This window comes from Clostridium sp. SHJSY1 (genome assembly GCF_031626875.1).
In the GTDB taxonomy this organism is placed as follows: Bacteria; Bacillota; Clostridia; order Clostridiales; family Clostridiaceae; genus Clostridium.
This window is the reverse complement of record NZ_JANDMF010000015.1, coordinates 33,539-58,280: the sequence shown is the minus strand read 5'-3', so window position 1 is coordinate 58,280 and position 24,742 is coordinate 33,539. Positions and strand designations below refer to the sequence as shown.

At 30.8% G+C, this 24,742-nt stretch carries 20 protein-coding genes; 2 read left to right on the top strand and 18 right to left on the bottom strand.

Annotated elements, in window-relative coordinates; translation table 11 throughout:
• Positions 1 to 2,735, top strand: a 2,735-nt coding sequence (locus NNC19_RS09185; protein WP_310938339.1) for an OmpL47-type beta-barrel domain-containing protein, incomplete at its 5' end; no start/stop codon positions are given.
• Positions 2,736 to 2,804: 69 nt separating this feature from the next.
• On the opposite strand, the gene NNC19_RS09180 is transcribed toward NNC19_RS09185, so the two are convergent.
• The 14 genes from NNC19_RS09180 to mdcA form a co-directional block, all read right to left on the bottom strand.
• On the bottom strand, positions 2,805 to 5,603 hold the full coding sequence (locus NNC19_RS09180) for a sugar-binding domain-containing protein (RefSeq protein ID WP_310938338.1): 2,799 nt from the start codon (positions 5,601 to 5,603) through the stop codon (positions 2,805 to 2,807).
• Between the two features lie 192 nt (positions 5,604 to 5,795).
• Positions 5,796 to 6,998: a hypothetical protein gene (locus NNC19_RS09175; RefSeq protein ID WP_310938337.1), complete on the bottom strand. Its 1,203-nt coding sequence runs from the start codon at positions 6,996 to 6,998 to the stop codon at positions 5,796 to 5,798.
• 176 nt (positions 6,999 to 7,174) lie between these two features.
• Positions 7,175 to 8,389 carry a hypothetical protein gene (locus NNC19_RS09170; protein WP_310938336.1) on the bottom strand — a complete coding sequence of 405 codons (1,215 nt, stop codon included), beginning with the start codon at positions 8,387 to 8,389 and terminating at the stop codon, positions 7,175 to 7,177.
• Between the two features lie 16 nt (positions 8,390 to 8,405).
• Positions 8,406 to 9,833, bottom strand: a complete 1,428-nt coding sequence (locus NNC19_RS09165; protein WP_310938335.1) for a cytosine permease — start codon at positions 9,831 to 9,833, stop codon at positions 8,406 to 8,408.
• Between the two features lie 18 nt (positions 9,834 to 9,851).
• Positions 9,852 to 10,034, bottom strand: a complete 183-nt coding sequence (locus NNC19_RS09160) for a hypothetical protein (protein ID WP_310938334.1) — start codon at positions 10,032 to 10,034, stop codon at positions 9,852 to 9,854.
• A gap of 243 nt (positions 10,035 to 10,277) precedes the next feature.
• The gene (locus tag NNC19_RS09155; RefSeq protein ID WP_310938333.1) at positions 10,278 to 10,781 is read right to left on the bottom strand and encodes a QueT transporter family protein; all 504 of its coding nucleotides are present in this window, start codon (positions 10,779 to 10,781) and stop codon (positions 10,278 to 10,280) included.
• A gap of 231 nt (positions 10,782 to 11,012) precedes the next feature.
• Positions 11,013 to 12,344, bottom strand: a complete 1,332-nt coding sequence (locus NNC19_RS09150; RefSeq protein WP_310938332.1) for a leucine-rich repeat protein — start codon at positions 12,342 to 12,344, stop codon at positions 11,013 to 11,015.
• A 176-nt stretch (positions 12,345 to 12,520) separates the two neighbouring features.
• Entirely contained in the window at positions 12,521 to 13,393 is an 873-nt protein-coding gene (gene citG, locus NNC19_RS09145; protein WP_310938331.1) for a triphosphoribosyl-dephospho-CoA synthase CitG, read from the bottom strand.
• A gap of 56 nt (positions 13,394 to 13,449) precedes the next feature.
• Entirely contained in the window at positions 13,450 to 14,598 is a 1,149-nt protein-coding gene (locus tag NNC19_RS09140) for an acyltransferase (protein WP_310938330.1), read from the bottom strand.
• Between the two features lie 20 nt (positions 14,599 to 14,618).
• The gene (locus NNC19_RS09135; protein ID WP_310938329.1) at positions 14,619 to 15,548 is read right to left on the bottom strand and encodes a malonate decarboxylase subunit epsilon; all 930 of its coding nucleotides are present in this window, start codon (positions 15,546 to 15,548) and stop codon (positions 14,619 to 14,621) included.
• A gap of 1 nt (position 15,549) precedes the next feature.
• On the bottom strand, positions 15,550 to 16,188 hold the full coding sequence (locus NNC19_RS09130; RefSeq protein ID WP_310938328.1) for a malonate decarboxylase holo-ACP synthase: 639 nt from the start codon (positions 16,186 to 16,188) through the stop codon (positions 15,550 to 15,552).
• Entirely contained in the window at positions 16,179 to 17,879 is a 1,701-nt protein-coding gene (mdcD, locus tag NNC19_RS09125) for a biotin-independent malonate decarboxylase subunit beta (RefSeq protein WP_310938327.1), read from the bottom strand. Before mdcD ends, NNC19_RS09130 begins: the two co-directional genes overlap by 10 nt.
• A complete protein-coding gene (locus NNC19_RS09120) occupies positions 17,857 to 18,165 on the bottom strand; it encodes a malonate decarboxylase subunit delta (protein ID WP_310938326.1) in 309 nt (102 codons plus the stop codon). The genes mdcD and NNC19_RS09120 overlap by 23 nt, the downstream gene beginning before the upstream one ends.
• A 58-nt stretch (positions 18,166 to 18,223) precedes the next feature.
• Entirely contained in the window at positions 18,224 to 19,885 is a 1,662-nt protein-coding gene (gene mdcA / locus NNC19_RS09115) for a malonate decarboxylase subunit alpha (protein WP_310938325.1), read from the bottom strand.
• Positions 19,886 to 20,092: 207 nt separating this feature from the next.
• On the opposite strand from mdcA, the gene NNC19_RS09110 reads away from it, so the two are divergent.
• Complete coding sequence (locus NNC19_RS09110) at positions 20,093 to 20,989, top strand: LysR family transcriptional regulator (protein ID WP_310938324.1); 897 nt, start codon at positions 20,093 to 20,095, stop codon at positions 20,987 to 20,989.
• 196 nt (positions 20,990 to 21,185) lie between these two features.
• Here NNC19_RS09110 and NNC19_RS09105 read toward each other — a convergent pair whose 3' ends face one another.
• The 4 genes from NNC19_RS09105 to NNC19_RS09090 form a co-directional block, all read right to left on the bottom strand.
• Positions 21,186 to 21,560: a DUF956 family protein gene (locus tag NNC19_RS09105; RefSeq protein ID WP_310938323.1), complete on the bottom strand. Its 375-nt coding sequence runs from the start codon at positions 21,558 to 21,560 to the stop codon at positions 21,186 to 21,188.
• Positions 21,561 to 21,659: 99 nt separating this feature from the next.
• Positions 21,660 to 22,571, bottom strand: coding sequence for a PTS system mannose/fructose/sorbose family transporter subunit IID (locus tag NNC19_RS09100; protein WP_310938322.1), 912 nt, complete (start codon positions 22,569 to 22,571; stop codon positions 21,660 to 21,662).
• A 19-nt stretch (positions 22,572 to 22,590) separates the two neighbouring features.
• A complete protein-coding gene (locus NNC19_RS09095; RefSeq protein ID WP_310938321.1) occupies positions 22,591 to 23,397 on the bottom strand; it encodes a PTS mannose/fructose/sorbose transporter subunit IIC in 807 nt (268 codons plus the stop codon).
• 28 nt (positions 23,398 to 23,425) lie between these two features.
• A complete protein-coding gene (locus tag NNC19_RS09090; RefSeq protein ID WP_310938320.1) occupies positions 23,426 to 24,403 on the bottom strand; it encodes a mannose/fructose/sorbose PTS transporter subunit IIA in 978 nt (325 codons plus the stop codon).
• Positions 24,404 to 24,742 lie beyond the last annotated feature (339 nt).

Below are 24,742 nucleotides of genomic sequence, written 5' to 3'. Positions count from 1 at the left end.
CTGATAATGGAAGTGGTGTTGCTAAGACTTTCTACTCTATTGATGGTTCTGAATACACTGAAGGTACTTCTTTCTCTGTTACTAGTGAAGGAATTCATAAAATATCCTTCTACTCTGTTGATTTAGCTGGTAACTCTGAAGAACCTAAAACTGTTGAAGTTAAGCAAGATAAGACTGCTCCAGTAACTACTTCTAATGTATATGATGGTTGGTCTAAAGATGATGCAACAGTTAATTTAACTGCTACTGATAATGGAAGTGGTGTTGCTAAGACTTTCTACTCTATTGATGGTTCTGAATACACTGAAGGTACTTCTTTCTCTATCACTGGTGAAGGAACTCATAAAGTATCCTTCTACTCTGTTGATTTAGCTGGTAACTCTGAAGAACCTAAAACTGTTGAAGTTAAGCAAGATAAAACTGCTCCAGTAACTACTTCTAATGTAGCTGATGGTTGGTTTAAAGATAATGCAACAGTTAATTTAACTGCTACTGATAATGGAAGTGGTGTTGCTAAGACTTTTTACTCTATTGATGGTTCTGAATACACAGAAGGTACTTCTTTCTCTATCACTGGTGAAGGGACTCATAAAGTATCCTTCTACTCTATTGATTTAGCTGGAAATGCTGAAAATGCAAAAACAATAGAGCTTAGTGAAGATAAATTAGCTCCTACAACAACTTCAAATACATCTGAAGAATGGACTAAAAATGATGTATCAGTTAATCTAACAGCTACTGATTCTGAAAGTGGTGTTGCAAAAACATTCTATTCCATTGATGGTGCTAACTATACTGAAGGTACTTCTTTCACAGTTACAGAAGCAGGTACTCATAAGATAACATTCTATTCTGTTGATAATGCTGGAAATACTGAAACTGAAAAAACTTCATATGTGAAAATTGATAAAATTGCTCCTGTTACTACTTCAAATGTATCAAAAAGTTATACTGATAAATTCAAAGGATGTCCTATGATGTTTTCAGGATTTAATTGTATGTTTGAAGGATATATCAATATAGCATGGTTCAATTTCACATTTAATGGTTATATAGGTATAAATCCACACTGCAATAAAGATTCTATGTTAGTAAACTTAACAGCTACTGATTCTGAAAGTGGTGTTGCTAAAACTTTCTACTCTATTGATGGAGCTGATTATATTGAAGGTACTTCTTTCAATATTACTGGAGAGGGTGCCCATAAGATAACATTCTATTCTGTTGATAATGCTGGAAATATTGAAGAAACAAAAACAACTTATGTGACAACAGATAAAACGGCTCCTGTTACTACTTCAAATATAGATTGTGAATGGCATAAAGATAATGTAGATGTTGATTTAGCAGCTGTTGATAATGGAAGTGGTGTTGCTAAAACATTCTATTCTATTGATGACTCTGATTATCTTGAAGGTACTTCTTTCACTGTTACAGAAGAAGGTATTCATAAGATAACATTTTATTCAGTTGATGTTTCTGGAAATACTGAAAAAATAAAAACAGCTTATGTAAAAATAGATAAAACTGCTCCAACTATAGAAATGAATCTAGCTAATGAATATAACCTTGGTAGTGTACTACCAACTTATAAATCATCTGATAATCTTTCTGGTATTGCCAATGAAAAGATGGTTGTCTTTAAACCAGATGAAACTACTGGAAAAGTTATCACAAATGATACAGATTTTATTCTTGATAAACTTGGTACTTATAAAGTAAATGTTACTGTTACTGACTATGCTGGTCTTAGCACTACAATAGAAAAAACTTTTTCTGTAAAAAAGGGTCCAGAATTATCAGATAAGGATATACAAGTATTATCAAGAGATGATTGGCAAATGTGTGAATTTAATAATACACTTTATCCAAGAATAAAAATAAGGAATGTATCAAATAAAGATATAAATCTTTCAGATATGCAAATAAAATATTTCTTTACAAATGAAGGAAATGGAGAAAGTATATTTGACTGTGATTGGGCTGGTTTAAATTGGTGTCCAGTAACAGAAAGTGTAAAAGGCAATTTTGCTAGAGATAACGCTGGAAATACTGCTTTAACTATTTCATTCCAAAGTAACAGGAAATTAAAGCCTGGACAAGAATTAGAAATTCAAGGAAGAATTCATGATCCAAACTGGAAAATATACAATAGATTTAATGATTATTCATTAAATACTTGGTACTATTCTAAAAATGATAGAATATCTGTTTACTATGATAATACTAAAGTTTATGGTACTGAACCTAACTTAGAAACTAAAGATGATAACGAAATAACTAGCAACGACTTTACACTTTTATCTGAAGATGCAAATCAACAAGCACAATATAATAACACTCTTTATCCTAGAATAAAGATAAAAAATATATCTAACAAAAAAATTAGATTTTCAGATATGAAGTTAATGTATTTCTTCACAAGTGATGAGAACACTAAAAATATATTTGCTTGTGATTACCTTGCAGTTAATAATAGATACATGCCAAATAACATCAAAGGTGATTTTTCCTTAGACAGCTCTGGCAATACAGCTATGACACTTTCATTTAATGATGATGGAAAAATCTTTATGCCAGGAGATGAAATTGAAATCCAAGGCAGAATTTATAATTCAAATTGGAGATTATATAATAGGTTTAATGATTATTCATTAAATACAAAAGATTATTCACCTAATAATAGAATATGTTTCTATGTTAAAGGAATAAATGTTAATGGTATAACACCTTAACACAAAAAGTAGGACAAACTATCATCAAAATAGTTTGTCCTATTTTTTTTGTAATTCCACATCTACATTCTAATGAAAAAGAGATTTTTTTATATCAAAAATATCAATATCTACATCTGGTTTAAATTTTGCGGAAGATGCATAATTTAAAATACTAAACAAGAATTGCTTTCCCTCTGGCTTATCTACTATTTTTTCAAAGTTACAAGTACACACTAATAACTTGCCATTTAAAACATTACATTCAAACAACATTCCAAGCTTATGATTTCTCTCAAAATTATCAATAGTTTGAACCATAGGATTAAGCTTTTCGGATATTCTATCAAGTATAACCGAACGTGAATTTGAAACAATACTCCACCATTGATAAGTAGAATACTCCTCACAAAGAAAGTCCATAAAAATAGGATGAGTATTATCTATAAGTAACCCCATTGTTCCAATTGGCACTTCACGGTTCATGCTCTCAGAAATTGACCTAAACATTGGATAACACCAAAAATCTGAAGCATAAAAACCTTCAATAGAATTTATTAAATTATCTAGCTTTGGAAATAGCAATACATTTTCACCATTATCAAGTAATGAAATTGCCTTTTCAGATAATTCATTAAATATATTTAAACCTGATTTATCAATAAAAATCGTCTCAGGATAAACCCACAAATCATAACTTTTCTTGATATCAGTTCCTTCAAGTTCAAGTAATAGAGTAAACTTCTTCATAACCTCTACTTTTGGCATTTTAAAACTTATATCACAAATATCAATATAATTTTCATCACTAATATTTGAAACAAAAGCTTCTCCTTCTTCATATATATCCATACTATCTTTTAACTTCCACAACAGTTTAATATTTTTCAATTTAATATTACTATAATAACTTAACTCAATATGAGCACTAAAATTTTCTTTTTCTAAATAATTAAACTTGCAAAATCTTGCTAAAAGAACAGCATCTGAACAAAAACTACGCCATTCTTCTGGTGAAATTAAACCTTTAGAATCCATAAAAGCATCAAGAATTCCTACTAAAGCTGTTCCTTGTCCAGTGAAATCTTGAATATCTAAAATCTGAAATCCGCTTAACTTCCTTGAACGAAACGCTGCCTCTAATTCTTCTTTATAGCAACTAACAGCAAGCTTTCCTGAAGCCTTAAAATATTTTTCTGCTAAATGCCCTAATCCTTTTTCTTCAAGACGCTTTTTAAAAGTTTCAAAGTTTTTTGCCTTTAATGATCCCTTATATTTTTTTATTTCCTCAAAATTAGGGAAAGTTGCATATTGTCCAATTTCATGAGAAACTACAGGAATACTTGGAATAAGCTGATTGTTACTAGCAGTTGTTTTTACACTCTTTACTCCAGTACCAAATTGAATCTCCATAATATCTCCACCAGTATGTTTATTGTTTTCAACAGCAGTTGGAAAAATACTTTCATCATAATCTTTCAAAGTACTTGGCTCATCTGTTTGAACATGCCCAAGTGGAGCATCGCACATAGCATAAGATCCTCTAATAAGACGTTCCCTTGAAAATCTTACACCACAAAAGAAATCTTCATTTTCCAAAATTACAGGAGTAAACTGAAAGTTATTTGAACCTTGAGTATAAAGATGGCGATTGTCAAAACTCTTATAATTTTTTAAAATAGTATTTAATCTATCCTTACTTCCCCAAAGTTCATTTCCTAGAGACATCATAACAAATGAAGGATGGTTCCCAAAACTTTTTAGAATAGAATACCCCTCTTGAATTAAGAAATCTTGTTCAGCTTGATTATGATTTTCATCTCCTTCATCAGTAATTGTTCCCCAAAATGGGAGCTCTGGCTCCATATAAACTCCAAGTATATCAGCAGCTAAAAAAGCCGCTTGAGGTGGACAGCAAGTATGGAAACGATAATGATTTATCCCATAGGATTTTGAAATTTTTAATATGTCTATCCATTCATCAACATTTGTTGGGGCAAATCCAGTAATAGGAAAAATTAATCCATCATGCTTTCCTCGTAGAAAAGTTTTTCTGCCATTTACCTCAAATTTATCTCCAGCAGCTTTAAACTCACATATACCAAATATTAATTCTTTTGCATCAATAGATAAACCATCAATTATAATTTCAAGATTCAACTTATACAAGTTTGGTTCATATTCACTCCAAAGTAATGCTTCATCACCTAAAAAATATTTTACAGAAATATCATTAGAATCAAAATCAATTAGTTTTTTTTCTGCTCTATGTTTATTTTTACTATTAAAGCTTACTGCTGAAACTGATAAAATCCCATTATCATTTCCAATAACTTTTGCTTTTATTGTTACTGACTTATCTCTTATATCAGTATAAACTTGAACATCATCTATATATGTTTTATTAAAGATTTGTAGTTCTATTTTTCCTGTAATACCATTCCAATTTGTTTGTGTATCTGGAGATGTTAAATGTCCCCCTTTGGTAGGATAATCTGTGTTATCAACAAGTATAATAATTTTATTCTTACCCTTTAATAAATAATTTGTAATATTATAAATATGTGGAGTACATAAGCTGTTTTGTGTTCCTACTTTAATATTATTTATCCATATAGTTGTAATACGAGTTCTTTCTAAATATAGAAAACAGTTCTTATTATCAATATCATAATTAACTTCAATTTCTCTTGAAAACCAAGCATGTCCCTCAAATTTATATTCATCTGTCAAATATCCAATCTCAACACTTTGATTTTTCTTACCTTTTCTAGCATTAGATGTTGTCCCTGGAAGTGTAATTGTATCATTTAATAATTTCTTTAGTCCTTGCTTTTTTTCATCTAATTGAAATTTCCATATCCCACTTAAATCAATTTTTGTATACATAAGCTCACCTCTCATATAATAGTTTAAGACTTCTTTTATTCCATATATTCCCTCTTAGTTAATTTACTACTATTCTATTTTAATCCTTTACATATGTCAATTTAAGGATTTACCTTCAATACTATATTTACCAAAAAAGAAACCCACAAAAATCTAAATTCTAAATTTTTGTGAGCTATGAATTATATCTATTTATTTATAATCTTCTTTTCCTGGAACATATTGTACAGATATTTTTGAAACCTTTCCTGTTTGTTTATTAACTATTATCTGAACTTCTTCTAGAGTTTGTTTAGTATAAGTATAATATTCTAATGAAGCGCTATCTCCCTTTTTAATATTTGCTCCTGAATAAGCAGCTTGTACCTCTTCTCTAGTTGATCCAACTTTTATTCCCTTAGGCAATTCAATAGGAAAATTTGATGTATAATCATCACCAATAACTTGTGTTATAAAACAATTTTTTGCATTAGTAGATTTACCTGAATTATTAAAAACAGCAGTTCTAATGGTTTGATTACCCTTCCTTAAAACAATTCCATTTTGAAATTCTCTTGCAGAGATATCTCCTTTTGGTACATCTTGAAAAGACCATCCATTTTTCTCAAATTCAGAAAATGGAGCTGGCATATGATATAACACTCCATCATACTTTACATTAAAGCTTCCTATATCATCAGTAAGTTCAGTTGGAGCTTTATAACTTTTCACACTTTCAGGAACTTCTCCACTACTACTATCTGAACTCTTAGAATCTGAAGCTGATTTATCATTTAAATTTTGCAATTCTATCCTAGAAACTTTCCCTGATTTTTTATCTATGTTAATTTCTACTTTTTGATATGAATCTACTTCATAATACATATAAGTACTTGTATCTTGTTCACTAGTTCTTGTTGGATTTCCATAAGCTTTTATTACATCATCTTTTGTTGAACTAAAACTAATTCCTTTTGGTAATACAAGTGTTGCTCCATCTTTAAGCATAAAACTATCTAAATTAATGCCACCAACTTTACACTTATTTAATGGCAATTCATCTTTTCCTGTATTAACTACGCTAGCATATATTTGCTTGTCTCCATTTTTCATAACATTTGTAAGAGTATATTGGTTTGGAGCAAGTTTTTTATCCCCTATATTATCCTTGAAACTCCAACCATTCTTTTCAAACTCAGAGTAATCTGCTGGAAGTTTATATGATTGTCCATTTAAAACTATTTCAAAACTATAAAGATCATCTGATTTTGGAACTGAACTCTCTTCTTTTTTAGTTTCACTAGTATCTTCTACATTTTGTTCATTATTTGTATCTTCTGGTTTAATTGCCTTTCCACATCCTATAAAGAATGTAGTTGTAAGTAATAAACACATAATACTTAGTACTTTCTTCATTATTATCCCCCTTGTAATTCTATTTTCCAAGCCATCAAGAATTTTACCTCAAAGGTCACATTTTGTCAATTACAATTGAGCACAACAATTTTTTCTTTGTTTTTTCGTATATTTAGAGTATATCTATAATACTTTTAAACTTTAGCTAATAATTCAAATACTATTTTTCATATTAGCTATGTATAAATACTGTTTTTAGCTTTTTCATATAAATATTCTGTTGCAAACTGAATTCTTGTAGCATTAAATCCTTCTTCAAGAGGATACAAAAAGTAAGTGTTATCTAATGTTGAGAGAGTTATACATTGACCTTTTCCTCTATAATTGTATTCTGTATGAACAGAATACATAGTAATTGGTGAAAATTTTAATGTATTAATTTCATTTTCACCATAATCTTTAAATTCAAGTGAAAAACCATTTATATCATGTTGAAAGTAATTACCTTCTTCTATTTCTTTTATTACCTGTTTTCGTTGCCATTCATACCAATTAGGAATATGTGAGAAATCAATTGTATTATCTACTACTTTTGATAAATGTCCATCTCTCCTTTCCATTTCCCCATACTGTGTCATATGCCATCTACTCCCACATCTTTTGCAGAATATATCAGCATTTTCTGTTTCCATTTGAAATTTACTACTACATACTGGACATTGATATAATGCACATTCTATTCCTTCTGCTCTTTTTTCATAAGTAATTTTCTGTTTCGTTTCATACTGCCATTTATATTCATCATAAGTTAAATACTCCTGTATCTTTCTATTAACGCCATCTATTGATGTTTCAGCCAATTCTTCTTTTGTAAATATTTGTGTAATTGTAGCTTCAAGTTTTGCTTCTTTTCGGATTGTAGTATTCCATATAGGCGATTGCAAATAATTCCCTTTCATATTTAATACTACAACAGGAACCTTTAACATTTTTGCAAGTTTTCCTACAGCTTCAGGAATCTTAGAACTGGTTCCTACGTTTGCATATCTCGCTTCAGGATAATAAACCATAATTCCTTTTCTATCTATAACTTTTTTCATATTTTTAATAAGTGCTATATCATTTACAAATTTTCTTGTTCCAAGACATCCTATTTGGCGATATTTCCACTCTCCATAACATTCAAAACCTTCAAGTTCTGATATATAATTAGCTCTATGGGGAAATATAGTTAGTGGTGTTATACAGAAATCCATAAAAGAATGATGATTACAAAGTACTAAATAGGGTGGTTTTAATTTTTTCATTCCAACTTTATTTATTTTTAGTTTTGCTTTTTTTGTAGTAAACCAACAATATGGCCAAAAAAGCATCATTGCCAATAGATTTTGCTTTGGTGGAATCTTATTTCTATCAAATGGTGTTGTTACTATTTTCTTTTTTCTTCTCATATCAATAACCTCATTACTATATTGTAATTTCATTTCTGTCTTGCAAAAGATATCTATTTATACATGGAATTCTGCTTAACCCATAATATAACGCTCCTGATGTAAAAAATGAAAATCCTGTAGGGGTAAAATGAAATAGAAACATATTATGTACTTCTGCTGTTACAGGATTATAAATTATTAGTGACATTCCAATACCAACTACAACACACAGAAAACCAACCCAATTTATACCTTTGGTATACTTATATGCACAATATCCTTTTAAATTAAAAGCAGAACGAAGTGAAATTTTCTGTTTGCGTACAAAAAAGAAATCAACAAACAGAAGTGCAGCTAAAGGGGCATAAACAGAAGCACTTATAGTTAAGAAAGGCCCAAAAAATTGTATTATTCTTCCCCATATACAAAGTATGATTACATATACAGCTAGAATTACAATTATTACATTATATTTAGCTTTTCTAAATGACGACTTAAGCATTACTCCATATATATATGAACCAACTGCCTGTGTACCTATATTGGCAAATGCAACTAATAACAATGAAGCAAATGCAAGTGCTGGAACTGATAATGTTGCAATCATTGTGGTAGGATCATTTGTAGTCTTTCCTACTGCATATTGCATAGCAATAGACATTACTGCTCCTACAACAACGAAAAATGAACCAGATACGCCTTGTCCAAGTACACCTGCCCAATATCCAGCTCTTTCATTCTTTGTAAGCCTAGGAACTCCTGCCATTCCACCTACAAGAGTAATTACAAATGCAAAATTTGCTTCAATAGAAATAATGTATGGAATAATATTGTTTGAATATCCTGTGTTTTGAGGTTTATAATCCCATATTATATGAGCTGGCACTGATGTAAACCCTATAACAACAACCATTACGCCTGCAGCAAGAAGAAGTGGTACAAGTATACGAGTTGCCCAAGTGATTGTTCCTATACCTTTATATGCAATTAAAGTACCTATAATTACACATGATATTGCCAAAATTACGTGAATAAATGGAGGCAAGGAAATTCCAAAAATTTCAGCCAAATTAGTCATAGATGATGCAAACAAATCAGCACAAACAGCATACCAAGGATAATTAATAACTATAATTATTAATGCCATTATTTTTACCCCACTTATTCCAAAAACCGAACGTAACCATATCCATATATCAATTCCATATCTGACAGATAGAATAACAGGAAGTTGATATATTACAAGCATAAGTATTGCACCAATAAATGCTCCTATAAGTAATTGTTTAAACCCAACAAGTGTTGTAAGATATGTTCCTTGAGTATAACTCCATGTAGCAATGCAATATCCTGATAATATTAAAAATGCATCTAGAAAGCCGTATATTTTTTCATTTTGCAATACAGGAATAATTCCAAATACAGCTTCTCTTTCCATCTGTTTATCTACATTATTATCCATTTTAAAATTCCTCCTATGTTATAAATAAGCTCCAATAATAAGTATGATTATACATATAAATACCACCACTACTGTAGTTATATAATCTAATCTACTAAATCTTTTAGCAAATAAATGATTCTCACTTTCCATTAAATTAATACGATTCTCAATTTCTTTATCTACCTTATTTTCATAATCCATTTCCATATTATTATTCATTATACATATTCCTTTCTATAAATCAGATTTAATTATATTGTATATAAATATATATTGTCCATAACTTAAGGATTTGGTAAATAAATAAAGATTTTATTATAGAAAGCTTCTCTAAAAAAGGCTTAATTTCCTTAAATCTGTATTCTAGTAAAATAAAAAAGAACTATTTTTATCATATCTAAATAATCATTTTCTTATAAATACGATAAAATAGTTCTAAAATATTTTAAATTATATAATTTGTTATTTGAAAAATAATGTTTTGTAAAATTTATTTTTCACTAAGTTTACTACTGGTACTCCAACTATAGTTACAATAACAAACTCTCCAATAGCAACTTCTGCAATTGATAGTAAAAGTGGAAGTTGATAGAGATAATTAAGCATCCATCCAACTATTAATCCATTAAAAATAGTAGGCCAAAGTGATGCTATTATCAGAGAAAGATTTTTATTATTTACAAATTTTCCTGTGAGATATATAGCATAAACACTAATAAATGTTGCTACTGTACCAAATATAATATCCATTATTCCATTTGGTCCTAACATATTAGAAATAAAACATCCTAAAGTAAGTCCAACAATATAAAAAGGATCAAAAAATGCTAATAAAACCATTATTTCTGACACTCTAAACTGTATAGGTCCATAGCTAATTGGAGCTAAAACAAGTGTTATAACTGCATAAAGTGCTGCAATAATAGCTGTTTTAACAAGCCTTTGTACCATCTTATCATTATTCATATAACTGCCTCCATTTCGTTAATTATATTGAAAATCAATATTTTATATAATTTATTTAAAATCCACATAAAAAAATCGCAGGAAAAATCCTACGATAAATAAACTCAACAAAAATAAAAGATTTTATTAAATAAAATCTTTATACTTCTTAAATTATTTAACCGTAGTTTTGTTTTAAGTCAGGAGGCTTTCGAACTGACTAAATGTAAATTTTTATCCTAAATGATTATATCATATTTTTTTAGATATTAATACTAAATCAAATATATCAATTATGCCATCTTTATTGAAATCAAGGCTTGAGTTCCAATTATATCCTGTATTTCTAGTATTGTAACCATTAGCAACTAATGCTACATCTAGTATACTTACAATTCCATCTTTATTAATGTCATATGCCTCAAACATTTCTTGGAATGTTATAGAGTTACTCCCTGCATAGATCTGTGCATAAGATCCTCCAACTCCCTTTATTTTAAAATCTGTATTGCAACTATTAAACGTTAGAAATCCTATGCTACTAACGCTTTGTGGAATAGTCACTTCTGTTAAAGATGTACAATAATAAAAAGCATAATCTCCAATACTTGTAGCACTGCTTGGAATTATTATATTGGTAAAAGCATAACAATGGGCAAATGCATTAAAATCTATTATTTTAACAGTGTTTGGGATTGTTATGTTTTGAAGAACTTTACACATAATGAAAGCTCTATATCCTATTTTTATGACACCATTTGGGATTGTTATATTTGTAAGAGCTGTACAATTTTCGAATGCACTATTCCCAATATCGGTAAGATTACTTGGAAGTACAACACCTGTAAGAGAGAAACAATTGTAAAATATAAAATTGCCAGTATCCATAAGATTATTTGACAATCTTACATTTGATAAAAGTTGACAGTTATAAAACAAATAATTTCCTATACTTGTTACACTATCAGGCATTACTGCGGTTCTAAGAGATTTACAATCCTTAAATGCACCCTCACCAATGTATGTAACACTATTTGGTATTGCTATATTTGTAAGAGAAATGCATTCAAAAAATGCATAGGTTCCAATGCTTGTAACAGTATTTGGAATTGTTATTCCTGTAATTGCTTTACAATCTTGAAAAGTAGAATTTCCTATACTAATAAGATTGGTTGGAAGTGTTATATTCTGAAGTGATATACAATATGCAAATGCACTATCACCTATATTGATTATACTATTTGGCATTGATATATTTGTAAGTGATGAACAATAATAAAATGCAAAATCCCCTATACTTGTAATAGTATTTGGAATTATTACACTTGTCAGTGATTTGTTTTTAAAAGCATTACTTCCTATGGTTGTAACACTATGTCCATCTATTGAACTAGGAATTGTAATATTAGTATTGCCACCATTATAACCTGTTATTGAATATGTTACTCCATCATCAGATTGCCAAGTAAAACCATTTGCATCTATTCCTGTTGTAGTTGCAATAGCAGGTTTTACATTAAAGATTAAAAATAAACTTACAAAAATAAATATTAAGGATATTATCTTTAGTTTTATGTTTTTCATCTCTCTTCTCCTCATTAAAATAAAGAATCATACTATATTTTATTATCGTATTTTTCTTATTTAAATTTAATTTTAAATATAAAATAAACTTCATTATTTTATAAATATGAATTATACTTTAACTAAAAAATGCCCCTAATCCAAAAGCATTAGGGACACTTCTATTCTATTTAACTTTATAAAGTTAATATGTATTCCTCAACTAAATAAAAAAATACTGTTATTGCAAGTAAATCTGCACTTCCACCAGGACTTATGTTTTTTTCTATAAACTCTATGCTCAATTCATTTATTTTTTCCCTGCCTTCAACAGTATTCATTCCGCCAAGATCAATTATATTCTTTGCTTTTCTTTTTACTTCTTCTAATATTGGTGGATTATGCCTATGAATAATGGTAGTATCATTACAAACAACCATTATTTCAATTAAAGTATGAACCAACCTATCATTTAAATTTAAATTCGAATTTTCTTTGTAAAGTTTTAAAGAGTAATCAAAAACTGTTGGAATTCCTCTCTCTACTTCACCTCTCACGCCTTCATTCTTATATTTTAAATATAGTTTTTCACCATGTGATAGTTTAGACTCATCGTTTAAAGATAGTAACTCTTTATCCACTATGCCTTCTGTCATTTCTTTTATAATACTATGTATTTCATAAAATGACTTTTCTTCATACATAGCTTTTCCTGTAGCTGCACACGCAATTCCCATTAGAAATAACATTCCTTTATGAGTATTTATTCCTTTTGTTTTAGTAAACATATCTTTTTCAGCTTCTACTCCAATAGCTCTTATACTTTTAAAAATTTCCTTGCAGCATCTATGACTATAACCTTCTTGCACAAATAAAGCTAAATATTTACTAAATACTGCAGTGCTATCAATAAAAGTAAAATAATTCATATCTTTATGTGCTCCATTAGATACTGGTGATACCAACCCTGGAGACGGAGCGCAAGTTATTTCATATAACATTGCCTGCATTGCAAAACTACTAATTGTTAATGCTATTTCATTTAATTTAACTACATCTCTTTTTCCCATACTATTTCTCCATAAATTATTTTAATATAATTGGAAGTTATAATTTCTAACATAACCTATCTTAAACTTACTAAAACTTCATCATCTTTTATATCTTTTTCCTTACTTTTAAATATCTTTGGTAAATATTTAAAGATAAATTCTATTGTATACACTATAGTAAAAGAGAAAACTGCTGTCATTATCCATAATAAAATTAATCGTAAATTATATGGCATGATTTCTCCTGCTACTCCCATAACCTTTATCAAAATAGTTATTACAAAGAAATTAGCTAAATATGCTCTATATGCATATTGTGATAAAAATCTAAAAAAAGGCAATGTTCTAGAACTATTTTTTATTAATGCTAATGCAATACCATAAACTATTATTATAGCAAACATATTATATATAAATATTGAAGGTTTTAAATAAATCGCATTGGCTAAATCAATATTAGAGAATCCATTTGAAAATATCTCATTATTTGCAATATTAAATGCTATAAATAACAATGGAATAGCAATTAGTTTTGTTTTTGAAACAAATTTATTCCACTTTTCATAATTAGCTGAAGCAACTGTTCCAAGAATAGCATAAATACTGAATCCAATAAATGAACGGTCTAAATAAATTAAAGCTTTATTTGTTGTTACATTGAAAATATAATTTTGATAAAAAAATACAAATAGTATATAGAATATGAATCCTCCAATTAAAACAGGATATGCTTTCTTTTTATCTGATGTAAGTTTAGCATATAAATACCAAAGAACTGGTACCAATATATGAAATTGAAACATCATAACTAAATACCATGTGTGAGGAGCATTTGTACCTAAAAGATATCCTTCTACAAAATTTCCAATACTTTTATAATCAGAAATATTCATTAATATGTAAATAGTTGACCAACAAAAATATGGAACTAATAATTCTTTAATTTTGTGAGTCAATTGTGTCTTATATGGTACATTTCTTATTTTACATATATCAAAACATATAGCAAAAATAAAGAATGGTGCAGAATATTTTAAGAAATCAAGTATAATAACAGATTCTACCTGTTGGCCAACTTGTAAGTTTTGCTTCATCATTACTCCTAAAATTCCATGCCACATAACTGCTAGAACAGCAAAAACTTTCATTATATCAGGTTCTGATGTTTTTTTACTTAATGCTTCTCTTAAACCGTTACTATATTCACTTTTATCATTTAACATTAACTTCATCCCCTTAAATTTTATCCTTCTCTTTCACGTTTTATAAGGATACATGTAGATTCAATTCCACTATTTAATGCTGAAATACATCTAGCATCTAAGAACTCTTTTTGGGCCATATTAATAAGAGTTTCCCCTGGCCCAAGTTCCACAAATAATCTAACACCTCGTTCATACATTAATGTAGTAGAATCATGCCATCTAACTGTATTTGCAACTCCATTTGAAAGATCTTGTCCTATCTCTTCTACTTTTCGCAGCACTCTTGCTCTGCAATTACCAACAAATAATGCTTTAGGCAATTTTAATGTTGTATTTGATATTTTCTCTGCCATTTCCTTAGAAACACCTTCTAGAAGTTTGCAATGAGAAGGGACACTTACATTTAAAATTTTAGTCATATGAGCTCCCATAGATCGTGCTAATACAAATACTTTTTCAATTGCTGATATTAGACCTGCAATTGTTATCTGATCATATGTATTTAAATTAGCAATATAAACTGGGGAATTTTCTGTATTCACTTGATTTACTAGTAGATTTATACGCATTTCATCAAGTCCAACAATAACTCCCATACCATAATTTCTAGAATAACTCTTTTCCATGAGCTTTCCTCTAAGTTCAACTATTGAAACTGCATCTGAAAATTCTAATGCCCCAGATACAACTGCTGCTGAAAATGATCCTACTGAATGTCCTGCTACTATATCAGGAACTGCTCCTTCTGATTTTAATACTCTTGCCATGGCAACCCCTGAAATAAGTAAGGAAAGTTGAACTGAAACAGTTGACATAAGAGCTTCTTTAGTATCTAATTCAAATGCATTTCTTCCTAATACTTTACTTGCCTCTTCAATAGTCCTTTCAACTTCAATATGCTTTGGTAATTCATGAAGCATATTGGGATGCTGTGAACCTTGACCTGGAAATAAAAAAGCTACACTCATACTATCCCTCCATCTGTTCATCAGACCATGGATTTTTAACTAACTTTGGTCCATTAATAGTTCTAAGTAAAACGTTTCCATTACCTCTTGCATACTCCACTAAAGATATGCTTCCCTTTGATGTTTCAAGCTGGACGTCTATCTTCATAGGCATTTCTAATAATTCTTTTGTAATATCTTTAGCTATACAAATTGGTAAAATTTCAGGTGTCCTAACTATGATGTCTAAATCACTAGCATTAGTTATAGTTTCAATTCCACTTGCTAATTCAAAACCAACACTTCCTGTAGGTCCCCAAATTATGTTATAACTTTTGAAAATATTATCCACAGATTCAAGTGTTTTTAACATTTCAGTTCCACTGATATGCTTATTAAATCTCCATAACTTTCCTTCAACCAATTGTTCAGGTGTTATGACTTCAATTATATTACTATATGATACTGCTGCAGCTAATCTTTGACTTCTATTATCACCACGTATTCCTACTGGAACCATGTCATTTATTAGGGGTGCGCGACGCACCACTACTAATGGTGCTCGCTTCACTGCCTTATCAATCCAAGTAATGTCTCTAAAATCTACAATTAGATCATTTACTGTTTTAATCTTTAATAAATCATTAACCCTTAATTCCATTCTTCTTTTAACCTATTACGTACTTTAATTCCAGCAGCTCTTCCTGTAATAGCTTTTTCTGAAGTAAGACGATTGCTTAAATCTTTAACTCCAGAAGCACGAGTAACTTCTATTGCTTTGGTTAATTTTTCTTTAATAGTTTCAATATCTTCTACTTTTGGCGCTTCTGCATCAATTCCACTCACTAACTCTTCAAGAGCTCCTAAAGTTGAATATGACTTAATATCGTAAGCCATAGAAGGGACTTTTTTAGCTGCTTCATCTAACTCTTCTACAGTACGTTTAGTTATTCTAGCTGCAGATTGCTTTGACATTGCGTGAACTAATACTCCTGGATCATCTAATGCAATAATTCTATTTGCTTGATATCCATGTGTTAAAAATGCACCTGATATAGCTGGTCCAACTAATAAAGAAATAATTGGATGTCCTGCATATCTTGCTGAGGCATATGCATCAACAGCACCTGCACAAGACTGGAATATACCAAGTAATTCTTCTTTATACCCATAAGCTTGGCTTGGTACATCTACAACTGCAATTATTGGACGCTTCTTTTCTTTATCTGCATCTTCTTCCATTGCTTCTCTTACATATTTAGCAATAGTCCAACCTTCTTCTAAACCAACTTCTCCTTTTCTAGCTCTTGGAAAACGGTTATTTGGATTAGGTACAACTGCTATATATCTAACATTTTCGCCATCTAATTCAACATCAGCATATAATACTGACTCTACATTTCCTACTTTTATGTCTGATATACCTGTCAATTTTTCAAACCATAATCTTCCTCTGCTCATTACCTTTTCAGTTTTTGCAGATTCTTCTACCTTCACATTTTTAGCTTCTTTTGAAATTTCATCATTTGTCCACATTTTACGAACATCCATTGGTCCTATTGCTTTAGACGGATCAATCTTCTCAAGACGTGATAAAAATAAATCTATCTGTTTGCTTCTAAGAGTAGAAGGTTTTCCTTCTTTAACTGCAGCCTTAACAGCTTCAACAATAGTAGTTATATCATCATCTACAAGCACATCTGCAAGTCCTATAGCTTGACGTTGTGCTCCACCTGTTGTATCCCATATAAGTTTCTTATCACTAGAATCAAATTCAGCTACGCCTGCTTCCTGCTCAATAACTTCTGGTCCATTTAATGTCATTCTTCCCTCACGAGTAATAATGATTTTACTAAATAAACCTGCTGTCATAGACATTCCACCAAAACATCCTATCTTTCCTGGTACAACACCTATTACAGGTACATAATTACGTAATGCAACAATTGCTGACTGAATTTCAGAAATAGACATAAGTCCATAGTTGGCTTCTTGAAGTCTAACTCCACCACTATCATGTACTATTACTGTATTAGTCTTTATTCCTTCTTCATTATCTTTAACAGCTCTTTCTAATGCTCCAGCAATTTTAGCTCCTGAAACTTCACCAATACCTCCACCTTGGAAGGCACCTTCTATTGAAATAACAACAGTTCTTTCATTACAAATTGTTCCACGTGCTACTACTACTCCATCATCACATTCAGGTACAATGCCTTGTGGTTCTAAATGTGGTGATTCAATTCTTTCAAATGGTCCGAGTAACTCCCTAAAAGTACCTTCATCAAGTATTGCTTTTGCACGTTCACGAGCTTTTAATTCTACAAAACTATTTTTGAGTTTTATCATCATTGCTCACCTCCAAAGCTTGTAATAATCTTAATGTAACCATACCTGGTGTTGCACCAAAGTCATTAATTTCAATCTTTGCTGCAATATTATTATCTCTAAAGAATTTATCTAATATATCCTTCCATATTTGTCCGAATCCATCAAATCTAGTTCTTACTACAACATAAGCCTTTTTTTCTTCAAGTGGTTCTAACAAAATTTCTAAATCACCAGAACCAACCACTCCAACATATGCACGTTTAGGTACAGATTTAGTTGCTGAATATTCAAAGGTTAATTTTTCCATATCTAGCTACCTCCAAATCTTAATTTTTTAATTTTTTCTATTAAAATTTATAATGTACTTACCAACTTCTAAATTTAGCAGGTGGTTCATATAACCCTCCTGACCAATCTACAAGATCATCAATACTCTTTGCCGCAAGCAGTGAACGTTTTGCATCTGTACGTTTTATCTTAAGATCTTCTGGGAATGCAACTATTCCTTCTTTTCTTAATTTATTAGTAATTTCTGCACTGCTTCCTTTACCAAGTGGAGTTACTCCTGCGATAGCAGCTAATGCTTGTTTACGTTCCTCCTCATTTTGAGCTTTATATAAATAAGCAATTCCTTCTTCTGTTACTACATGTGTTACATCGTCACCATATACCATAACTGGTGCTATTGGTAATTTAGCATCCTTTCCAACTTTGATGGCATCTAAAGAATCTACAAATACAGGTTTATTACCTTGTTGGAAAGTTTCAACCATCTGTATAACTAGCTTTCTACCACGCTGAATATCACTTTCTCCTGTAATCATGTTTAACCAAGCATCTGAAGAATGTCTTCTTCCATGTGGATCTGCTCCCATATTAGGTGCTCCACCATAACCTGCAAGTCTTCCAAGAGTAACTGTTGATGAATTACCACAAGCATCCATCTGAAGTGTTGATCCTACAAATGCGTCTACTGCATATTGACCAGCTACCTGACACATTGCACGATTTGATCTTAAACTTCCATCTTTACCTGTGAAAAATATATCTGGTCTTGCTGCAACATATTTTTCCATTCCCAATTCCCCACCAAAGCAGTGAATACCTTCTACCCATCCACTTTCTATAGCTGGAATTAAAGTCGGATGAGGATTAAGAACCCAATTTTTGCATATCTTGCCCTTAAGACCAAGCGACTCTCCATATGTAGGAAGAAGTAATTCAATTGCTGCTGTATTAAAACCTACTCCATGATTAAGTGATTGTATATTATGACGTTCATATATTCCTCTAATAGCCATCATCCCCATAAGAACATGCATTTCACTAATTTGTCTAGGATCTCTAGTAAATAATGCTTCTAATTGATATGGCTTATCAGATACAACAACAAAGTCCACCCATGAACCAGGTATATCTACTCTAGGAACCTCATCAACTAACTCATTAACTTGTGCTATAACAATTCCATCACGAAAGGCTGTAGCTTCAACAATAGTTGGAGTTTCTTCTGTATTTGGTCCAGTATAAAGATTTCCTTGTGCATCTGCCTTATCTGCAGCAATTAAAGCTATATTTGGCGTAAGATCAATAAATAATCTTCCATATAATTCAAGATAGGTGTGAATTGAACTAACATTCACTGTTCCATCCTCAATCATTTGGGCCATTCTAAGACTTTGTGGTCCTGCATAGGAAAAATCTAATAATTTAGCGATTCCTTTTTCAAAAATATCAAGATGCTCTGGTCTAGACACACTTGACATAACCATGTGTAGATTGTTTATTTTATTAGGATCCACTTGATTAAGTGCATTAGAAAGAAAACTTGCTTGTTTTTGATTATTTCCTTCTAAAGCTACACGGTCACCAGGTTGTATAAGCGTCTCAAGAGCTTCCACTATTTTGTTTGTTGGAATTACTCGTCCATTCACTAACTTTTCCACTTTAGAAATTTGACGTGCTTTTCTATCACGACGGGTAGTCCACAAACGATTTGAACCATTAATTAATGTTGACTTATCCATGATTTATTCCCCTTTCTTCAGGTAACGTTTTTATAACTAATCGTATAAATTAAGATTGGTAAAAGTACATAATCTCATAAACATATTTTACGAATTATCTAAATTTACTTACTTCTTGCCTATAATTATAAGCTTGATATATATATAACGTCTAATATATAATTATGTATGATATTAATACATTCTAATGTATGAAAGGGTGATATTATGGAATTGCTACAACTTAAATATTTTCAATCTGTAGCTCGTCTTGAACACATGACACATGCAGCAGAAGAACTTCATATTCCTCAACCAGCACTTAGTAAGACAATTTCTCTTTTAGAAAAAGAGCTTGGTGTTTTATTATTTGATCGCCGAGGAAAATATATATTTTTAAATGAATATGGTAAAACTTTTTTAAGAAGAGTTGACCAAGCATTAACAGCCTTAGAAAATGGAAAACATGAATTAAATGATTTATCAGGAAAAGAATTTGGGGATATTAAGCTAGTTATTCTTTCTGCATCACCACTTATTCCTGATCTTTTAACTTCATTTCGTAAACACCACCCTCATATAAATTTTAACCTTATTCAACATTTCTCTAACTCAGTTTCCACAACTGATTTTGACTTATGTATATCTTCTTCATTACAAAGAGTTGATAACACTACTACTATACCTTTAATAACTGAAGAAATCTTTTTAGCAGTCCCACTAAATCATCCACTCTCTAAACGTACTAGTATAAATTTAACGGAAGTTACAAATGATGATTTCATTAGTTTAAAACGTGGCAAAGATCTTAGAGAAATAACTGATACTTTCTGTAAATATGCTGGATTTACTCCTAATGTCATTTTTGAAAGTGATGACCCTGCAACAGTACGTGGTTTAATAAAGGCTGGTCAAGGTATTGCATTTATTCCTGCAATTTCTTGGGGAGGGACCACTGGCTCTTCTATTAAACTCTTACATATAAACGAACCAACATGTGAACGTGTTATATCTCTAGGATTTACAGCAGAGCGATATCTTCCAAATGCTGCACAATTATTTCGTCAATTTACTATTGATTATTTTACTGAACTCAATTTAAAAACTCACAAAAATCCAAACTAGAACTTTATAAATTTTTGCTAACCATGTGAAATTAATTTTCAAATATTTCAAACAAAAGAAAAGGAACTTACTACAGAAAATAGCAAGTCCCTTAATTTTGTTATAAAAAAAACTAGATTAATATTAATACTAATCTAGCTTTATTTTTAATTTAAATCCATCTATGTTGGTATTTTTGCTTATCTCTAGCTAATTATCAACTCTTCTTAAATCTCGATTTTACTGCTCGTTTCACTACATCAAAAAAACTTAATGAATAAACCATATGATCTGAATCAACATAATTTCGAACAGTACGAAGTACTTTTTTTGCTTCTTTAGAAGAAAAAGTATACGTACCATTTTTCTTTGTCCTTATTGCATATCTTGGAATCCACTTTCCTTTAAACAGTACAGATGCAATTACATAATCAACCTCTTCCCAAGGAATTTGAATATATTTGCGAAAATCACGAGAATTATAAAACTCAAAGCCTTTATCACCAATCATTATTTTCCCATAATCCGCAAAACCTGTGAAAGATGTTGCATCAATTGCTAGATCTACCTTTGTATTGAGTGATTGAACCATCTAATCTACCTCTTTTCTACTTATATACACATTTATTTTTATTATATATTTTTCATATATAAAAGCCTAGACTAAAAAGCCTAGGCTAAGAAAAAAATATTACATTAAGCCAATTAAATGGAACACAATTCCAATTATAAACAATCCAAGAATAATAACAATTGGAGATACCTTCTTTTTAAGTAACCACATACAAAGAAGTGTAATTAATAATCCTGCAAGTCCAGGAATTAATGAATCCAAGTTATTTTGAAGTGTTGTAACTTTAGTATCAGTTAATGATAAACCTGATGCTTGTTGTTGTAGAGCTTGTTGAATACCATTTGCTCCATCAGCAAGTTTGCTCCAATCAATGAAGGCACCATCACTTAATTTAACAGATGATACTACTGGTGTAAATTTAACAGATACCCATCTATTAACTAATGATCCTAAAATGAACATACCAAGGATAGATGCTCCTTTTGTGATATCTTGTAATAAACTACCTGATAAATCATCACTAATACGAGATCCTGCTTTGTAACCAAACTCTTGTGTATACCACATAAATGCCATACGGATGATATTCCAAGCAAAGAAAAATATAATTGGTCCAAGTATATTACCACTCATAGCAAGCGAAGCAGCTAATGCTCCTAAGATTGGTCTAACAGTAAACCAGAAAACTGGATCTCCAATACCAGCTAAAGGTCCCATCATACCAACTTTAACACCTTGAATAGTTACATCATCAATTGGCATACCATTTGCACGTTCTTCTTCTAAAGCTAATGTTACACCAAGAACTGGTGAAGCTACATATGGATGAGTGTTAAAAAACTCTAAGTGACGTTCTAATGCAGCTGCCCTATCTTCTTTAGTCTTATATAATTTTTTGATTGCAGGGATCATTGCATATGCCCAACCACCATTTTGCATTCTTTCATAATTCCAAGAACCTTGAAGGAAAAATGAACGGAACCAAACAGAAATACGATCTCTTTTTGTTAATTTTAATTCTTTTGACATTTTCGTGTTCTCCCCCTTCTTAGTAATTATCAATAATATTGCCTAATGGATCACCTGTATTCGAACCTCCACCATTACCTGAGCCACCTTGTTTGCTAAGTGCTAAGTAAAGAAGAGCTAACGCTATACCTATTGCACCTAATCCTATAAGTGTAATTTGTGTAACAGTTGCTAATACAAAACCAATTGCAAAGAATGGCCATACTTCTTTTGTAGCCATCATATTGATTACCATTGCATAACCAACAGCTACAACCATTCCTCCACCAATTGCCAAACCATCTGTTAACCAAGCAGGCATAGAATCAAGTAATGAACGAATTGGCCCAGCACCAATTGCTAAAATCAATGCTGCTGGAATTGCTATACGAATCCCTTGTAAACAAATTGCAGCTATTTGCCACATTTCAATAGCTTTAAGATTTCCTTGTTTTGCAGCCGAATCCATAAAATGTACAAATGCTGTGGCAATAGTACGACAAATAATTGTTAATAATAGTCCTGCAACTGCTAAAGGAACAGCAATAGCGATTGCTGAAGAAACGCCTTCTCTGCCTTGTCCTCCAAGAACTAAAATAATTGCAGATGCAACAGATGCTAATGCTGCATCAGGTGCTACAGCAGCACCTATATTTGCCCAACCTAGAGCAATCATTTGAAGAGTACCACCTAAGATTAGGCATGGTACTAAATTACCTGTAACTAAACCAATTAATGTACAAGCAATTACTGGTTGATGGAATTGGAATTCATCCAAAATACCTTCTACACCAGCTAGAAATGCTACAATAATGACTAATATTATTTGAACTATATTTAAAGTCACGATTATTAATCCTCCTTTTTTATTTAAATTATTTTAGTTTATTTAATTCCTCTTGTGCTTTTTTAATTATTTCATCCATATTACCTTTTGAATCATTTGGCACTTTACGAACATCAAAATTAAGTCCAGCTTCTTTAAGTTTTTTGAATATATCAATGTCTTCTTGATTGAAAGCAAGAACTTTGTTTGGTTGAACCTTACCTATAGAGTGAGCCATTGAACCAATATTAATCGTCTTCAAAGGTACTCCGCCTTCTACCGCTCTAAGTACATCTTTTGGATTTTCAAAAAGAAGCATTGCACGTTGTCCACCAAAATGTTGATCATCTTTTGCAAGCTTAATCATATGTTCAATTGGAACAACATGGGCTTTAACTCCTGGAGGAGCAGCTTGTGTTATTAAATTCTTACGAAGCTCATCTTTAGCTACTGCATCTGAAACTACAATAATTCGTGTAGGATTTACAGTTTTTGTCCAAGCAGTTGCTACTTGCCCATGAAGTAAACGAGAGTCAATTCGAGCTAAAACATATTCAAATGTTCCAGGTGCACCTGCATTAGATTGCTTAGCTGAAGTTTCCAAAACTTTACCAGTATCTGCTAGTTCCAACTCTTCAGGCTTAACTTTAACTCCTTCTTTAGCTGAATTTAAGATAAAAGCCGCAATTTCCTGTGCAGATTCCATTGAAAGACGTGAACCATAAGCTTCAATCAACATTGGTAGATTCAAACCAGCTACTATTGCCCATTTATCTTTATGTTCTTCAAATAGAGTATTAGCTTGGTTGAATGGTGTACCACCCCAAAGATCAACTAAGAATAAAACCTCATCTTGGTTGTCAAAGGATGCTATTGCGTCTTTCATTTTTGCTTTAATATCATCAGGTCCTTCACTAGGCATCAACGTAACAGCTTTTACGTTTTCTTGTTCTCCGAAAATCATTGCCCCAGATTGTAAAATTCCTTTAGCAAAATCTCCGTGACTAGCAAGAATAATTCCTACCATTTTTATACCTCCTATTTTTTATTTGTTACAAAAACAAAAGGCATGAGCATTGTGAAATAAAACCCAATAATATATGTTCAAATTTCATCACACTACTTGTACATCAAATTGAATCATAAAAAATATGATAATACCTTGTAAGACTGTACAAAACATGTAATATAATAAACAAATACTAATTTATTTTATTACCTATGCTTATGCCTGATCGAATCAGTAACACGCTAGATGTTATTATTTTATTATAACCAACTTTAAGAAGCATAAATATATGCTCCTTACTTGTCTACGTTTTCAATCATAACACTTTATTCCATGTAATTCAATGGATTTTTTAAC